General features: G+C 38.5%; 11 protein-coding genes. 3 read left to right on the top strand and 8 right to left on the bottom strand.

Going from position 1 to position 17,579, the window contains the following annotated elements; genetic code table 11:
- Window positions 1–33 precede the first annotated feature (33 nt).
- From glgB to H4J61_RS08435, 5 genes are all read right to left on the bottom strand, one after another.
- Entirely contained in the window at window positions 34–2,277 is a 2,244-nt protein-coding gene (gene glgB / locus H4J61_RS08455) for a 1,4-alpha-glucan branching protein GlgB (RefSeq protein WP_182184717.1), read from the bottom strand.
- Between the two features lie 255 nt (window positions 2,278–2,532).
- Window positions 2,533–3,804, bottom strand: coding sequence for a glucose-1-phosphate adenylyltransferase (glgC, locus tag H4J61_RS08450; protein ID WP_182135465.1), 1,272 nt, complete (start codon window positions 3,802–3,804; stop codon window positions 2,533–2,535).
- Between the two features lie 68 nt (window positions 3,805–3,872).
- Entirely contained in the window at window positions 3,873–6,335 is a 2,463-nt protein-coding gene (locus H4J61_RS08445) for a glycogen/starch/alpha-glucan phosphorylase (protein WP_182184716.1), read from the bottom strand.
- 23 nt (window positions 6,336–6,358) lie between these two features.
- Window positions 6,359–8,443: a glycogen debranching protein GlgX gene (glgX, locus tag H4J61_RS08440; protein ID WP_182184715.1), complete on the bottom strand. Its 2,085-nt coding sequence runs from the start codon at window positions 8,441–8,443 to the stop codon at window positions 6,359–6,361.
- 242 nt (window positions 8,444–8,685) lie between these two features.
- Window positions 8,686–8,982 carry an isoamylase early set domain-containing protein gene (locus tag H4J61_RS08435; protein ID WP_182184714.1) on the bottom strand — a complete coding sequence of 99 codons (297 nt, stop codon included), beginning with the start codon at window positions 8,980–8,982 and terminating at the stop codon, window positions 8,686–8,688.
- Between the two features lie 369 nt (window positions 8,983–9,351).
- Between H4J61_RS08435 and malQ the strand changes: the two genes are divergently transcribed.
- The gene (gene malQ, locus H4J61_RS08430; RefSeq protein WP_182184713.1) at window positions 9,352–11,586 is read left to right on the top strand and encodes a 4-alpha-glucanotransferase; all 2,235 of its coding nucleotides are present in this window, start codon (window positions 9,352–9,354) and stop codon (window positions 11,584–11,586) included.
- A 388-nt stretch (window positions 11,587–11,974) separates the two neighbouring features.
- Here the strand turns inward: malQ and H4J61_RS08425 are convergent, their stop codons facing one another.
- The 3 genes from H4J61_RS08425 to H4J61_RS08415 all read right to left on the bottom strand — a co-directional run bounded on the left by H4J61_RS08425 (window position 11,975) and on the right by H4J61_RS08415 (window position 15,790).
- Complete coding sequence (locus H4J61_RS08425) at window positions 11,975–12,466, bottom strand: hypothetical protein (RefSeq protein ID WP_182184712.1); 492 nt, start codon at window positions 12,464–12,466, stop codon at window positions 11,975–11,977.
- A 501-nt stretch (window positions 12,467–12,967) separates the two neighbouring features.
- The gene (locus tag H4J61_RS08420; RefSeq protein WP_182184711.1) at window positions 12,968–14,386 is read right to left on the bottom strand and encodes an aldehyde dehydrogenase family protein; all 1,419 of its coding nucleotides are present in this window, start codon (window positions 14,384–14,386) and stop codon (window positions 12,968–12,970) included.
- A gap of 222 nt (window positions 14,387–14,608) precedes the next feature.
- Entirely contained in the window at window positions 14,609–15,790 is a 1,182-nt protein-coding gene (locus tag H4J61_RS08415; RefSeq protein WP_182184710.1) for an acyl-CoA dehydrogenase, read from the bottom strand.
- A gap of 130 nt (window positions 15,791–15,920) precedes the next feature.
- Here H4J61_RS08415 and H4J61_RS08410 point away from each other — a divergent pair, with 130 nt between their 5' ends.
- Both H4J61_RS08410 and H4J61_RS08405 read left to right on the top strand, forming a co-directional pair.
- Window positions 15,921–16,802, top strand: coding sequence for a LysR family transcriptional regulator (locus H4J61_RS08410; RefSeq protein ID WP_182184709.1), 882 nt, complete (start codon window positions 15,921–15,923; stop codon window positions 16,800–16,802).
- Window positions 16,803–17,276: 474 nt separating this feature from the next.
- Window positions 17,277–17,492 carry a hypothetical protein gene (locus H4J61_RS08405; RefSeq protein WP_182184708.1) on the top strand — a complete coding sequence of 72 codons (216 nt, stop codon included), beginning with the start codon at window positions 17,277–17,279 and terminating at the stop codon, window positions 17,490–17,492.
- Window positions 17,493–17,579 lie beyond the last annotated feature (87 nt).

Raw genomic sequence — 17,579 nt, 5'->3', positions numbered from 1 at the left:
AATGCTAGCTGGCGATCTATTTATGACGGCAACTTAGTCTTTTGCTTGCCATTCAAAAATCATGGTCGCTAAAGGAGGAACAGACATAATAAGTAGGTTTTCTTGACCTGCGTAAGGCTCATTTACCGAGTAAACACCGCCGCCATTGCCGATATTACTACCGCCATAGTTGCTACTGTCAGTATTTAAACATTCTCGATAAAAACCTGACAAAGGCACACCGACACAAAAATTTTCGTAACTGCTGGGTGTCAAATTAACCACAACCAAAGCGGGTGCAGTGCCTGCTTGCCCTTTTCTTAAATAAATCAATATTGATTGTTTATTATTTTGTGAGTCTAGCCACTCAAAACCACTATTATCGCAGTCAAGCTCATGTAACGCTGGGATATTTCGATAAGTGTGATTAAGATCTTTAATCAGCGTTTGTACGCCTTTATGATTAGCATGCTCAAGTAAATGCCAATCTAAACTTTGGTCATGATTCCATTCTTCACGTTGAGCAAATTCACAGCCCATAAACAATAACTTTTTCCCGGGATGAGTCCACATAAAGCCGTAATAGGCGCGTAAGTTGGCAAACTTTTGCCAATCATCCCCCGGCATTTTATTGAGTAGTGAACCCTTACCATGCACGACTTCATCATGACTAATAGGCAAAACAAAGTTTTCACTAAAACTGTAAACTAAACCGAAGGTCATTTCGCTGTGATGATGTTGGCGATGAATGGGATCACGCGCCATAAATTTTAACGTGTCATTCATCCAGCCCATGTTCCATTTAAAGCCAAAGCCTAAACCACCAGCGTCAACCGGTTTAGAGACACCGGGCCAAGCGGTTGATTCTTCAGCAATCATCATAACACCGGGATGTTTTGCATAAGAGCGAGTATTAACCTGTTGTAATAATTCAATCGCTTCTAAGTTTTCTCGGCCGCCATGAATATTAGGTAACCACTCGCCCGCTTCTCGGCTGTAATCTAAATACAACATAGAGGCAACGGCATCAACGCGTAAGCCATCAATATGAAATTGGTCTAACCAATAAATAGCATTACTGATCAAATAGCTTTGTACTTCTGCGCGACCATAGTTATAAATAAGGGTTTGCCAATCGGGATGAAAACCTTTGCGAACATCTTCGTGTTCATAAAGACAAGTGCCATCAAAGTTACCCGTGCCATGCTTATCCGTTGGAAAATGTCCCGGTACCCAATCTAGTAGCAAACCAATACCGGCGCGGTGACAACAATCAACAAAAAATTTAAAGTCATCGCTACTACCAAAACGTGCCGTAGGTGCGAAAAGTCCAATCGGTTGATAACCCCATGAACCGTCAAAAGGGTATTCACTTACCGGCATAAGTTGCAGATGGGTAAAGCCCATTTCTACGGCATAAGGGACTAATTGCTCAGCTAATTCACGGTAAGTTAAATAACTTGGCGCGTGAATATGATCCGCATTATTTTCTTGGTTTCTTTTCCAAGAGCCTAAATGCACTTCGTAAATAGAAACCGCGCCATTATATTGATTAGATGACGTGTCGCGTTCATTTATCCACTGCTGGTCTTGCCATTGATAGTCACTATTTTGCATCACTTTAGACGCAGTTTCAGGGGCAAGTTGCATAGAAAACGTATAGGGGTCGGCTTTTAAAGGTTGAATTTGAAAGTTTTGATCGGCTATTTCGTATTTATAACTGGCACTAGCAGCAACATTAGGGAGAAATATTTCCCAAACGCCAGAGCTTAGATGTTTGCGCATAACATGACGTCGACCATCCCAAAAGTTAAAGTCGCCCACTACAGAAACACGAGACGCGTTAGGCGCCCACAAAACAAAATGCGTTCCTTGGACATTATCTACTGTCACTTCATGCGAGCCCATCCATTGATAGGTTTGTTCGTCAGTACCTTCACAAAAAAGGTATAAGTCTTGATGCGTTAATAAAGAGGGATAACGATATGGGTCATCGACAATAATGCTTTCATTTTTATAATAAACGCGTAAACGATAATCAAATGTATTTCTTCTTCGACCTAATTTTCCTTCAAAAAGTCCAGCTTGATCAACTCTATTGAGTGTTGCCACCAATTTATTATTTTTGCTATCGATTACCTCGACACTGAGTGCTTCAGGTAGAAAAGCTCGCACAATTAACCCACTCACTGTTGGGTGATTATGCATACCTAAGACAGAAAAAACATCTTGATGTTGCAGATTAACTATTGCTTTAACCGATTCGTTATCTAACAAGCTTTTTGCTAGGTTATCCATTGTGTCTTCCTAGTATATCGTTAACTCTTTATGTGATTACTTTTACCAAGCTAGATTTTATGACTTTAAAATAAATCATTAAAAACAAGAGATTAATTGTAATTAATCAAGATAAAACCTAAAGATTTACTCACGATAGTTCATGACAAACTAACCTTTGTAAACTGCTATAAAAGTTAAGTAAAATTGATAATAACTTAGGTAATTTCATCGATGTTCGAAATTACCCGTTAAATTAATCATGCTTATCACTAACTAGTTAGTATGCTTCTCTAGTTTTTCAAGCATATCTCTAGTGACTAAAACCACGCCTTTATTAGTAACCCTGAAGCCATTGGCACGGTCATCATCATGATTTATGCCAATTTCCATGCCTTCTGGAATAACACAGCTTCGATCGATAATGGCTTTTTTAATTTTACTGTTACGATTAATAATAACCCCAGGTAAAACAACTGCTTCATCAATATCACAATAAGAGTTAACTCTTACTTTTGAAAATAATAAAGAGCGTTTCACTGTAGAACCCGAGACAACAACGCCGCCAGATACTGTAGAGTCAATCGCTATACCGCGACGATTGTCTTGGTCAAAAACAAATTTTGCTGGGGCGGTTTGTTCTTGAAAAGTCCAGATAGGCCAGTTTTCATCGTACATATTAAGTTGCGGCTCAGGCTCAACTAATTCCATATTAGCTTCCCAGAAAGAATCTAAAGTACCTACGTCACGCCAGTAAGGTTGTTTTTCACTATCAGGGTCTTTAAATGGAAAAGCAAATACCCGATGAGATTTGATTATTTTAGGAATAATGTCATTACCAAAATCGCCACTTGAGCCTGCTTCTGCGGCATCTTTTTCTAGTTGCTCAAATAAGAATTCAGTATTAAAAACATAGTTACCCATTGATGCTAATGTAACACCAGGTTTACCAGGCACTTCAGATGGATTGGCCGGTTTTTCATCAAATCGACAAACACGACTGTCTTCATCAACGGTCATTACACCGAACTGACCCGCCGCTTCTTCAACCGAGGTTTCAATACAACAAACCGTCATATCAGCTTCATTAGCAACATGCTGCGCCAGTAATGGACCATAATCCATACGATAAACATGATCACCTGATAAAATCATCACGTATTTTGGCAATTCATGCCTGATGATATCAATGTTTTGAAAAACAGCATCTGCCGTGCCTAGATACCAACCATCACCCTTTTGCTGTGATGCCGGTAAAATTTCAATTGACTCACCTAATTCTTTTTTAAAGTGTCCCCAGCCACGGCTGATATGACGAATCAGCGAGTGTGATTTATATTGAGTTGCAATACCAACGCGCCTAATGCCTGAATTAATACAGTTAGATAAAGGAAAGTCTATGATCCTAAATTTACCACCAAAAAATGTTGCCGGCTTAGCTCTTTTGTCTGTTAATTCATACAATCTTGAACCTCGGCCCCCCGCCAAAATCAACGCATAAGTCTCTTTTGTTAAATTACTTATTCTTCTTTCTACATTATTGGGCATAACTTATCCTTTATAAACATTAATTAACGTTCAAGAAATAGCGTTTTACTTTTTAAGTAAGTAAATTACTAAAGCTTCCATATTTCATCTCGATACTGCCTGATCGTATGATCGCTCGAAAACACACCACTAGCCGCAGTGTTTAAAATACTCATTTTGGTCCACAATTTTTGATCGCTATAAGCTTTATCAACAAGGCGTTGAGCTTGAAAATAACTGTCAAAATCATAAGCGGTTAACCACATATCATCTGGATTACGAATAGCATTAATAATTGAATCGAAAATACAGGGTTCAAATAAATTAAAGTGACCACTTTCTAACAAGTGCATTACCGCCGATAACGTGGCGGAATTAGCTATAATGTCGTTAGGTTGATAATTTGCTCGAATAGCTGAAATTTCGTGAGCTTGAGCGCCGAATAAGAAAAAGTTTTCTGCGCCAACGGCATCTCTAATTTCAATGTTTGCGCCATCTAATGTCCCTATAGTTAGCGCACCATTCATCATAAACTTCATGTTACCTGTACCCGAGGCTTCTTTACCTGCCGTTGATATTTGCTCAGACAAGTCAGTTGCAGGGCAAATAATTTCCATCGCAGAAACATTGTAATTCGGTACAAAAGCAACTTTTAAGTACTTAGCGGCTTTAGGGTCTAAATTGATGGTGTCAGCGACATTATTAATCAGTTTAATAATCTCCTTCGCCATCACATAGCCTGGAGCCGCTTTACCGCCAATAAGTACGCAACGCGGTGTAATATCAGCGGTATCGCCTTTACGAATACGATCATACAAGCCAATAACATGCAAAATATTCAGTAGTTGACGTTTGTATTCATGAATACGTTTAACTTGCACATCAAACATCATATCAACAGCAAACTTAACGCCTGTTGCTTTTTCTACATAGTCAGCTAAAACGGCTTTATTGGCCTGTTTACTTGCGCGCCATTTTTCTTGAAAAGCATGCTCTTCAGCATATTTACTTAATTGAACCACATGAGCAAAATCAACAACCCAGCCTTTATCAATTTTACTTGAGATAAGTTTAGCTAAACTGGTATTGCAATGAGATAACCAACGGCGTGGTGTAACACCGTTCGTTTTATTGTTGAATTTTTCAGGCCAAAGTTGGTAGAAGTTATTAAATAATCCAGCTTTTAACAGTTTAGTATGCAAAGCCGCCACACCATTAACTGAATAACTACCCACAATCGCTAAGTGTGCCATACGTACCTGTGGTTCATGGCCTTCTTCAATTAATGACAATGCTTGTTGCTTACTCGAATCTCCAGGCCATGCAACAGCAACCTGTTGAAGAAAGCGGGCATTAATTTCATAAATAATTTCTAAAATACGCGGAATTAACTTAGCAAATAAACTAACAGGCCACTTCTCTAAGGCTTCAGGTAATAACGTATGATTGGTGTAGGCCATTGTTTGTGAGGTAATATTCCAGGCGTCATCCCATGACATAAAATAGTCATCCATCAAAATACGCATTAATTCAGCGACAGCAATGCTTGGATGGGTATCGTTGAGTTGAAAACTATTCAGTGCAACAAATTGATCAAAGTTGTCACCACAATTTTCAACATAACTATTAATGGTATCTTGCAGAGACGCTGAAGATAAAAAGTACTGTTGTCTTAGGCGCAGTTCTTTACCATTTTCACTACTGTCATTTGGATAAAGTACCATAGTGATTTGTTCAGCTAGATTTTTTTTAGCGACTGATTCAGTATAACTACCAGCGTTAAATTCATCTAAATCAAATTCATCTGTCGCTTCAGACTTCCATAGTCTTAAGGTATTAACAATACCATTTTGATAGCCTGGAATCGGCATATCATAAGGCACGGCAAGCACGTCTTGGGTATTATTCCATTGGCGATGCTGTTGCCCATTGCGCTCTTTAATCACATCAACATGACCAAAAAATTTAACTCTGATGGTTTTTTCAGGTGCGGCAATTTCCCATGGATTACCATTACGTAACCAATTATCAGGATGCTCAACTTGCGCGCCATTTTTAATTTCTTGATTGAACATGCCGTATTCATAACGAATACCGTAGCCTATAACGGGTAAAGACAAACTTGCACAGCTATCTAAGAAACAGGCCGCTAAACGTCCTAAACCACCATTACCTAGGCCAGCGTCATGTTCTGCTTGTTCAACATCTTCTAGATCACAGCAATAACCTTTTAAAGCATCACGAACGGTATCATCTAAATCTAAATTCAAAATGGCGTTATTAAGTGTGCGCCCCATTAAAAATTCTAATGAAATATAACCCACACGGCGCTGATGACCTCGAGATTCTCTGGTGGTTCGCCATTGTGCAACTAAACGATCACGAATGGTGATCGCGAGCGCGTTATAAAGGTATAGGTGAGACTTTTGCATCTTGTCACGACCTAATGAAAAATGAAAATGTCGGGCTAAATCTTCTGAAAAGGTGTGTTCATTCATCAGAACACTTCCATCTGATGCAGTAACTTCACATTGGGTATTTTTTTTATTCATCAATCCGTACATCCTATTTGTTTTTATAAACAATCATTTAATAAAACAATTGTTGAAAATGGTGCCATGGTAATCAGTCGTTCTGCCGGTATATTTCGTACTTCTGCTTGCTCACTGCTCGACGTTGTATCAATCATAACTTGCCAGTGTTTTACGGTATCAATCTCTGGCAATTGAAATTCTATCGGCTCTGCTCCGGCATGAAAAAGGCATAGAATAACCGGCGTATCTGGCGCTTTCTCTTGTATCAAATAACCTAATGTTGCCGCATGATGAGAATGCCAATGATCTTTTTGCATGGCGAATCCTGACGGATGGAACCAGGTGATATCCACGGGAGATTTTTCATCATCTTTATGAATAAAACGATCATGGCTTAACATAGAAAAACGTTTTCTTAGTTCAGCCAAGCTAGCGGTAAATAATTTAAGTTCTTGCGCATAAAGCGCGTTTTCATCCCAATCTAACCAATTTATTTCATTGTCTTGGCAATAAGCATTGTTATTGCCCTGTTGACTACGCCCTATTTCATCTCCTGCCAGTAGCATAGGTACGCCTTGAGACAACATAAGTGTTGCCATCATGTTTTTTATTTGCCGTAATCTCAGCGACAAAATAGCCTCATCGCTCGTTTCACCTTCTATGCCGTAATTATGGGCAAAATTATCGGAATGACCATCGCGATTTTTTTCACCGTTGGCTTCATTATGGCGGTCTTGATAACTGACTAAATCACGTAACGTATTACCATCATGACTGCAAAGAAAATTGATGCTGGCAAAGGGTTGGCGACCACTGTGTTCAAAAATATCACTTGAGCCATGAATTCTGCGGGCAAACTCAGGCAATAAGCCTTTATCGCCTCGCCAATAACGTCTCATGGTATCTCGATAACGGTCGTTCCATTCAGACCACGGCGATGGAAACCCACCTAATTGGTAGCCTCCGGGACCAATATCCCATGGCTCGGCAATCATTTTTACACTATTGAGAATGGGATCTTGTAAAACAGCGTCTAAAAAGCCATTACTTTTATCAAAACCATGTAGCTCTCGCCCTAAAATAGTGGCTAAATCAAATCTAAAGCCGTCAACACCCATCACCTGAACCCAATAACGTAAACTGTCCATCACCATTTGCAATACACGGGGATGACTGATGTTCAGGGTATTACCGCAGCCAGTGTCGTTAATGTAATATCGGGGTTCAGCAGAATTTAAGCGATAGTAAGAAAGGTTATCTATGCCTCTAAAGCTTAGCGTTGGCCCTAATCTATTCCCCTCACACGTATGGTTGTAAACCACATCAATCAACACTTCAAAACCCGCCTGATGCAGTTCATCAACCATGCGTTGAAAATCAAGTATTTGATGTTGGTTTAAGTAATCTTGATGGGGCACAAAAAACGCCAGTGAGTTATAGCCCCAATAATTAGACAATTTTTTGTCCGTTAAAAATTGCTCTGAAATGAATTGCTGTACCGGTAGTAATTCTATCGTTGTGATACCAATAGCACGATAATGAGCGATCATCGCCGGATGACTAATACCTAAAAAAGAACCGCGTAAGTGTTCAGGTACTTGCGGGTTAAGTGCCGTTAGGCCTTTAACATGTCCTTCATAAATAACAGTGTTTTTCCACGCGATGGGCTTTCTTTGTACAAGCGTTGCAGAAACGTCGGTAACCACAGCTTTGAGCATTACATCGGCATTATCTCTAGCATCAAACGATAGATCTTTTTTAGGATCATTGACATTATAAGCAAAGTGACGCTCTGACCATGAAAAGTTACCTGTTAATGCTTTTGCATAGGGATCTAACAATAATTTATGATGATTAAAGCGATGACCAAACTCTGGATTATAAGGCCCATAAACGCGATAACCATAAACTAAACCGGCTTTAGCACCTTTAAGAAAGCCATGCCAAATATCATGTTCACGTTGGGGTAAAACAAAGCGTTTTAATTCTTTGCTGCCATATTCGTCAAAAACACACAGTTCAATTTTTTCAGCATGAGCTGAAAAGATAGCAAAATTAACCCCAGTCTCGGTAACAGTTGCGCCTATTGGATAGACACTGCCGGGCTCCATTCTATAATGTTCCATGTTTCTCCAGTAACCTAATACAGATGGCTATCGTTTAATTTATACAGAGTGCCATCTTAATTAAAGTAATAAATTAAAGTTTCTTATAAGTTGAATCATCAAAAGCTAAACTTGAAGTAGACATTAGCTTTTTATTTTTATTTTTATTTTTATTCTATTAAAATAGTGTTCGTCGTTTATAAAATAAAAGACAAAGGCTTTATTCAATACTTGCCCAACATAACCATAGTTTCAGTTACATTTTAAGGCGTAGTGACTACGACACTATTTTCACTGCCAAATTCATTGGGTAAGTATTGGTCAGCTTGATAATCATTTTCCCACTCAGTAGCATTTAACAGATAACGAAAATGAAAAATGCCCCCTTTAGGTAATCTCAGCTTAGTTTTAAAACTCTGTGTTTTTTTATTAAACTTCATTTCAATGGCTTGCCAGTCATTAAAATCACCAACGAGCGCGGCTGTTGTTACGTCACTTCTATTAAATTCAAAAGTGACTTCAGTTTCATCTTTGGTTTTAAAAAATTTCTTAGTTAGCATTGTTATTCTCCATAAATAATGCACTAATTGATCTAACATCAGTGATTGCGCTTTATTTAAGTGCTAAATTTTTACAACTAATTGCCCATAATGCGCGTTGTTGATTGCAATAGTCATTTATATATCGCCATGATAGAAAAGTATAAATCGAGTCAATTATAAAAACTAACCAGCATCATTAAAGTGATTTTACTATTTTGCTTATGTGTAACTTTATTTTTGTTGTAAAGTTATGTAAAAAAATTACATTTAATAAGTTAACAGCTAAAAAAGTACTATAAAAAGCTTTTATCGCTGTAATTCTAAACTATAAATTGTTAAAATTACAACAATATGTAATTTTATTTCATGATAAAAAAGAGAGTTTACATGAGTCTCATCGAACAATTAGCCGATATAGTGGGTTTTCACTCAAGTTACACAGGGACATTTGGCGATCAAGTGTATGCTAAAGACCAAGCGAAACGGGCGTTGTTAAAAGCAATGGGTTTTGAATTGGATGACAAGTCATTAACTGAATCAATCCATTCTTTAAAGCAAAGTCAGTGGCTTAATATTTTACCTGTTGTTCATATTGCCAAACTTGAAGAACAACAACATGTGATTAGAGTAAGTCTGCCTAAAATGGGCAAGTTATTACTTAATTGGAAGGTCACACCTGAGGTAGGCAGTGAAATAGAGAGTGGGGTAGAGAGTGGCGTAGAGAAAAAAATAGCCAGTGAAGTCATAGGCTCTATTAACGTTGACGACATGCAAATTATTGCTGAGCAAAAAATAGCTGAAACACAATATCGCCAATATTTATTAATTTTACCTAAGGTTGAGCAAGGTTATTACCAACTAACGATAAGTTTTGGTGATGTTCAAGCGAGTTGTCCACTTATCTATGCACCTAAAAACTGTTACAGCGCTCAAGCAGCTTCAGTGAATAAAATATGGGGCTACACTGCCCAGTTGTATTCACTGCGCAGTAAAAATAATTGGGGCATAGGTGACTTTACTGATTTAGCTAAACTGGTTGAAACCTCTGCGCAGCAACAGGCCTCTGCTATTGGATTAAATCCATTGCATCCGCTTTATCAACACAATCCTGCTCATCGTAGCCCTTATTCACCATCAAGTCGTTGCTTTTTAAATCCACTTTATATTGATGTCACCAAGGTAGCCAACTTTGAACACTGTGAACTTGCACAAATAAAAGTAAAAACTAAAACCTTTCAGCAAAACATTACCGATGCTAAAGCCAGTGATTTGATTGATTACTCTGCGGTTGCAAAACTTAAGTTTGAAATCACCGAGTTGTTGTTCGAAGATTTTTATCACTACGATACCAGTGCTAATCAAACCGATTGTTATAAAAAAATGTCAGTCGAGTTTGATCATTTTAAACAAATAAATGGTCAAAAATTACAACGTTTTGCCACCTTTGATACTTTGTATGAGTATTTTAATATCGCGGATAAAAATGCTTATGGTTGGCAAGATTGGCCAACTAGCTTTCAAGATCCAGATAGTGAAGAGGTCTATAGATTTCAACTTGCTCATGCTGCACGCATTGAGTACTTTTGTTTCTTACAATGGATAGCACATCAACAATTGAGTGCCGTCAGTCAATATACAGTCGACAAAGATATGGCGATTGGCTTATATCTTGACTTAGCTGTGGGCTGTGATGGCTCAGGCTTTGATGTTTGGTCTGATAAGGAACTTTATGTTGCTGGTGCTGCAATCGGCGCACCACCCGATGGTATGAACCCGCTAGGACAAAATTGGGGATTAACGCCGATTAATCCTGTCGCATTACAAAAACAGGGCTATCAGCCATTAGTAAAAGCACTTCGTAGCAGTATGCAATATGCCGGTGCTTTACGTATTGATCATATCTTAGGCTTAATGCGGCAATATTGGGTAGCGCCAGGCATGGCAGCAAATGAAGGTGTTTATATTAATTTTCCTTGGGATGATATTTTACGGGTGATCGCCTTAGAGTCTCGTCGTAATCATTGTGTTGTGATTGGCGAAGACCTGGGTAATGTACCTGAAGGATTTAGCGAAACTATTCAAAATGCAGGTCTTTTATCTTTCAAAGTATTGTTTTTTGAGCGCTGGGAGTCTGGTTTATTCAAACGTCCTGAAAATTTCCCTACTCAATCAGTGATAACTGTTGCCACCCATGACACCGCAACATTAACGGGTTGGTGGCAAGGGCGAGATTTACAGTGGCGTCAACAACTTAAGCTTTATCCTAATGATGAAGCCGGACATGCTGATAGAGATGCAAGAGCCAGTGAACGCGAAAACCTGCTTGCGGCTTTAGACGATCTGCAAGTAATCGATATGAGCAAAGCGCCACCACTTGAACCCGCACTGATGAATAGCGAACTGAGCATTGCTGTGCAAAAATATTTAGCCACTTCGCCAAGCCATATTCAACTCATTCCATTGGAAGATGCCTTAGAAATATCAGAACAAGTGAATATTCCAGGTACCATTGATCAGCACCCTAATTGGCTACAAAAATTACCGGTAGCGCTAGAGGATTTTTCTCAAACCAGTTCAGTAAGAAAAATAGCTCAAGCAATGAATATAGCGAGGCCGAAATAAATAAATTTTTATAGCATATAAACTCTGCTGAAAAGTTTATAACTCAGTAAGCCTAACTAAATTTTCAATAAAATATAACAGAACAAAAGCAAATATGGGTAAAGTGCAGATGACAAAGGTTCATTATTGATCTGCACCTTACTACAGTGCTAATTTCAAGCTATATGTTGGAAAAAAATATAACGTTCGTTCATTCGTCCATTCATTCGTTCATTCTATTCTGCCATTAAGTATCACATTCTGTGACTTATTGGCTGATTTAATCTACCAATAACCACTTGATAGCAATGCTAATATCATTTAAAAACTGCTTATTTTAATGCCTCTAAAAAATTTTTCATCTAACAGATTAAAGCTTGAGCAGGCCATAAAACCTAGCTTGTTTTAGTTAGTGAATCACTGCTGCATGTTGTTTTAATAAACCTTTTAGTGAGGTAAAGTTCTCTAGGCAGTTCTCACAGATTGGATGCTTTTTAGCGAACATTAAAATAGGCGATAAGGTTAGCCTAAGGCCATTAAAAGCGGTAACTTTTGCATCTTCTTCTGCGCTTTTTGAGTTCGCTATACTGAGTAAATATTCATGTGGAACTGTTAGGAATTTCAATGATAATTCCAAATGGTTGGTTGACTCGTACAAGGCTGATAAATTATGACAAGCGCAAATCCAGGCCATCAGTGTTTCGGTGCACATAGGATGATTATGATAAGATAACGCCAATAAATTATAGGCTTCACTATAAAACAACTCTGCTTGGCTCCACTCTTGTTGATGAAAGGACTCATTGCCCAGTTGTAATAATGATTGCCACTGTTTATCTTCCATTTGCGAATCCTTTATATTTTTGATATCTGTAACAACGCGTTGTTTACTTATCTCCACGACAGCTCCTTTAATTCAGTAATTAATCTCTCATCTTTTATTGTCATTCTTGCGAATAACCCACAACACAAATGATAATCATTATCATTTGTGTTGTCAAATAAAGTGATCAAAATTTTTAATAGTATTTTTCACCATCGACTTATTAAGTGCGTTTAAATACACATAAGTACAGATCAATACGCTTAGATGCTATTAAAAAACATAAGTGAAAGCAGAAAGTTTTATCAATAACTCAGCATTAAAACGACTTGCAACATTGCGTATTAAGCCTTTGTATATGATTAATTATTTTTGATGATGAGGTAACTAAAAATGCGTAGATTTAGCTGAAAGGTACAGGAATAAAACCGTTAATGTATCTCAAAAAATAGTTTACTGGTAATAAAAAAAGCAGGGTTTTATAAGTATTAAAAAATATAAAACCCTGCTTGTTATTGTACCAACACGCATAATATTTAGTGAATAATGTGCGTGTTTGCGATGTTGATATTCAATGAATTAGCTACTGATTGATTTAGTTTCCAGAAAATCATCAAAACCAAACTCGCCCCACTCTCGGCCATTACCCGACTGTTTAAAACCGCCAAAGGGTGAATTAAAACCATGCGCAGCGCCATTGATACAAATCATACCTGCGCGCAATTTTCTAGCGACTTTTTGTGCTCGCTCAGGACTTGCTGATTGAATAAAGGCGGCTAATCCATAAGGAGTATCATTGGCGATGCTAATCGCGTCGGCTTCATCTTCATAAGGGATCATTACCAACACTGGGCCAAAAATTTCTTCTTGCGCAATAGTCATATCATTAGTGACGTCGCTAAAAATAGTTGCTTGGGTAAAGTAACCGCTTGCAAAACCTTCAGGCTTGCCTACCCCGCCAGCAACCAATGTTGCTCCTTCATCAATACCCACTTGGATCATGGCTTGCACTTTTTCAAACTGAACGGCACTTACTAATGGGCCGATATGATTACCCGGCTCAGCAGGGTTACCCACCTTTATTTTTGCTGCAACAGCTTTTGCTACCCTAACCGCTTGTTGATATTTACTTACCGGTACCAACATACGTGTGGGTGCGTTACAAGATTGACCAGTATTACTCATGCAATGAAATACACCATGGGTTACCGCTTTATCGATATTAGCATCATCTAAAATAATGTTCGGTGATTTACCCCCTAGCTCTTGTACTACACGCTTAACGGTATTCGCTGCCGATTTTGCAATGGCAATGCCCGCACGAGTTGACCCGGTAAATGACACCATATCGATATCTTTATGAGCAGAAATGGCTGAGCCAACCCCCACGCCGTCACCATTAACCATGTTATACACACCTGCGGGATAACCAGCATCATGTATCATTTGTGAAAACAATTGCGCTGATAAAGGCGCAATTTCACTTGGCTTAAGGATCATGGTACAACCTGTGGCTAGTGCCGGTGCTACTTTACAAACGATTTGGTTAATCGGCCAATTCCAAGGCGTGATAAAACCACAAACCCCAATAGGCTCTTTTATAATTTGAGCATTGCCGACAATACGTGAAAATTCAAAAGCTTTTAGTGTGGCTAATGCTGATTCAATATGAGCTTTACCCGCATAAGCTTGTGCCTTGGTAGAGAAGTCGATAGGCGCGCCAATCTCCAATGAAATAGCATGAGCCATGGCGTCATAGTTATCCATGTACTGGTTTAATAGCGCTTCTAGTAACGAAATACGTTCTTCTACGCTGCTGTAACCAAAAGTCGCAAAAGCATTTTTCGCAGCGCTAACGGCTACATCAACATCTTGGCTTGAGCCTAAAGAAATGGTTGCAATTTCTTGTTCAGTTGCCGGATTAAGTACAGCATAGTCTTGTTTTACTAATGGCTTAACCCACTGACCATTAATATAAAATTGACGGTAATCTTTCATCTAAATCTCCAAATTAATTGTGACTGCCTATTTATAGCCCGCTTATGTTTATGTTTATAAATAAAAATGCTATCAACAGCAAGCGCATGGGTCAGTATTAATTGTCATAAAATTAATAAGGGCATGCCAACTCTCATTGACATGCCCTTAACTTATGCTGTGGCCGTTGTTATCTAGTTGATATGCTTAGCACGGCTATTTTTGTTATTTATGCGCTAATCATTAACAAAAAGCCTGAAGGCCTGTAATGGCACGACCTAAAATTAGCGCATGAACATCATGTGTACCTTCGTAAGTATTAACTGCTTCTAGGTTCATCATATGACGAATTACGCCATATTCATCACTAATACCATTGCCACCGTGCATATCACGAGCAACACGAGCAATATCAAGTGACTTACCACAGTTATTACGTTTCATTAATGAAATTAATTCAACCGGACATTGATCCGCATCCATTAAACGACCCATTTGTAAGCAGCCCTGTAAACCAAGCGATATCTCAGTTTGCATATCAGCAAGTTTCTTTTGAATGAGTTGATTGGCCGATAGAGGACGACCAAATTGTTCGCGATCTGCGGTGTAGTTTCTCGCTGAATTAAAGCAAAACTCTGCCGCTCCTAATGAGCCCCAAGCAATACCATAACGCGCTTTATTTAAACAACCAAAAGGCCCAGCTAAACCTGTAATTTCAGGGAACATATTTTCAGCAGGCACAAACACATTATCCATAACAATTTCGCCGGTTATTGAAGCACGTAAAGAGAATTTACCTTCAATTTTTGGCGCAGATAAACCATCCATACCTTTTTCAAGGACAAAGCCACGAATTTTACCCTCAAGTTTTGCCCAAACAACAAAAACATCAGCGATAGGTGAATTCGTGATCCACATTTTATTACCCGTTACGCAATAACCACCCTCGACTTTCTTAGCATGAGTGGTCATAGAAGCTGGATCGCTACCTGAATTAGGCTCAGTCAAACCAAAACAGCCAACCCATTCACCTGAAGCAAGTTTAGGCAAATACTTCATACGTTGTTCTTCACTGCCATAAGCATAGATCGGGTGCATAACCAATGACGATTGCACACTCATCGCGCTGCGGTAACCACTATCAACGCGCTCTACTTCACGAGCAATTAAACCATAGCTGACATAATTAACTTCACTGCCACCGTATTGAGCGGGCAAAGTAGCACCTAATAAGCCTAACTGACCTAACTCACGCATTATTTCGCGATCAAAGTGTTCATGTCTATTGGCTTCAAGCACACGTGGTTGAAGTTTTTCTTGGCAATAGTCATGGGCAGAGTCGCGGATCATACGCTCTTCTTCAGTGAGTTGACTATCAAGAAACATCGGATCTTGCCAGTTAAAAGCAGTTAATTTTTGGCTCATAGGATTACCCTGTATGTACTGTTTTGCAGTAATAGTTTGATTTATGATTGTACTCTATCCTTAAAGCATAAATAAATATAATATATAGTTATTATATTTTTCATAACTTTTACTTATAGCACTTACTCATATGAATTTGAAACGTCTTGAATATTTTTGTCAATTAGCCGTACTAGGCAACTTTACGCGGGCAGCACATAAAATAGGTATTGCTCAACCCGCATTAACTATCGCCATTCAAAAGCTAGAACAAGAAGTTGGGCTAAAGTTAATTAACCGTGCGGAAAAAAACGCTTTATTAACTGCTGAAGGTGAAGTGCTGTATAAACTGTCAACCCAACTATTAAGCCAAGTAAAACAAGTTGAATTAGAATTAGAAGAGTTAAAAAATCTCGAACGGGGCACCATTCGTTTTGGCGTTTCAGCCATGATGGGCTCTTACTACTTCCCAAAAATATTGACCGCATTTAAACAAAAACATCCAAAAATAAAAATACACTTGGTTGACCAAGGTACCGCAGCGCTGGAGAAAATGTTGCTGAACGGCGAACTTGATTTAGCCTTAGTACGTGGTGATTTAGAAAATTCACAACTGCGTTACACTGAGCTGATTAATGAGGAAGTTGTTGCCGGCATGGCAAAGTCGCACCTACTAGCTGCTGAGCAAACCCTATCACTGGCACAGTTTTGCCAACAGCCACTGGTGTTATTTCATGAAGGATATTTCTTACGTGAAGTGGTTAGTCAGTATGCAAAAAAACATCACTTAGCATTAGATGTTCGCATGGAAACTAATCTGATTGAGCTGCAAAAGTCATTGGTTCGCAATGGCGTTGGTATTACCACTTGTCTATCGCGTATTTTACAAAACGAGCCGCAGATGACCTCCATCCCCTTTGAGCCAAAAATTGAATTTAAATTGAGTTTAGCGTGGAAAAAAAATCATTCTGTTTCTCAAGCCAGTAAGGCTTTTATGACTTATTTAAGCTCAATGGTTGAGCCTTTGGATTAAGCTTAACGGTTTTATTTCGCTTAGTTGATGTTAAAAGCCGCCGTAAGTACTGAGGCTAAGCGTACTTTAGCCACTTGTTATAACAGGGTTACAAAAGTGACACGCCGTTGATTAATTTTACGAAGGCAAGAATACTTAACTTAACTTAACTTGATGACATCTTGCTGTCACTTAACAGCATAAAACACTGATATTGTTGTTCATTGATAGTAATGAAGTTTTATCTTGATCACCCGGGTATACACAATGCTTTGATTGTTTTTTAAAGGGTCTGACTTCTTTTCCTTTTCCCCTTTTTCTCAAGATATAAAAAACCAAACACCTGAATAAAATCGGTGGCTAAAAAATGATTAATAACAAGGCTAAAAATATCCAAACCCTGTATAAACTTGCATTCCAAAAGTCATCCCCCTATGGTGGTTACTAAAAGCAAGCTAATGCTTTAATTAACCAACTACAAAGGGAGTGCGACGAATGGAAAACAACAACGACCAAAGCATGAATAACTTTGCCGCCATAAAAACCACCATAGCCAATAACGAAGAGCAACGGCTCAAAGAATTACTGGCAGGCCAAGTAATGCAAGAACTTGAAAAAAGCTACCTCATCGACCTAGCCAAAATAGGAAATAATCACGCGATTTTGAAGATCCTAGAAAACATTCCTGTGGAAAATCAAGAACAGCAATAAGCTGTGTTTCAACTTTATAAAAGTTTTGAAAAATAGTATGAATTTGGTTAGCCATAATTTGATTCTAATTTTCACGCTTTGTTATCA

Origin of the sequence: Colwellia sp. MB3u-4, from assembly GCF_014077065.1 — a bacterium.
In the GTDB taxonomy this organism is placed as follows: domain Bacteria; phylum Pseudomonadota; class Gammaproteobacteria; order Enterobacterales; family Alteromonadaceae; genus Cognaticolwellia.
Note: the sequence above shows the minus strand (reverse complement) of the source record. Positions and strands in the feature narration are given on the sequence as shown.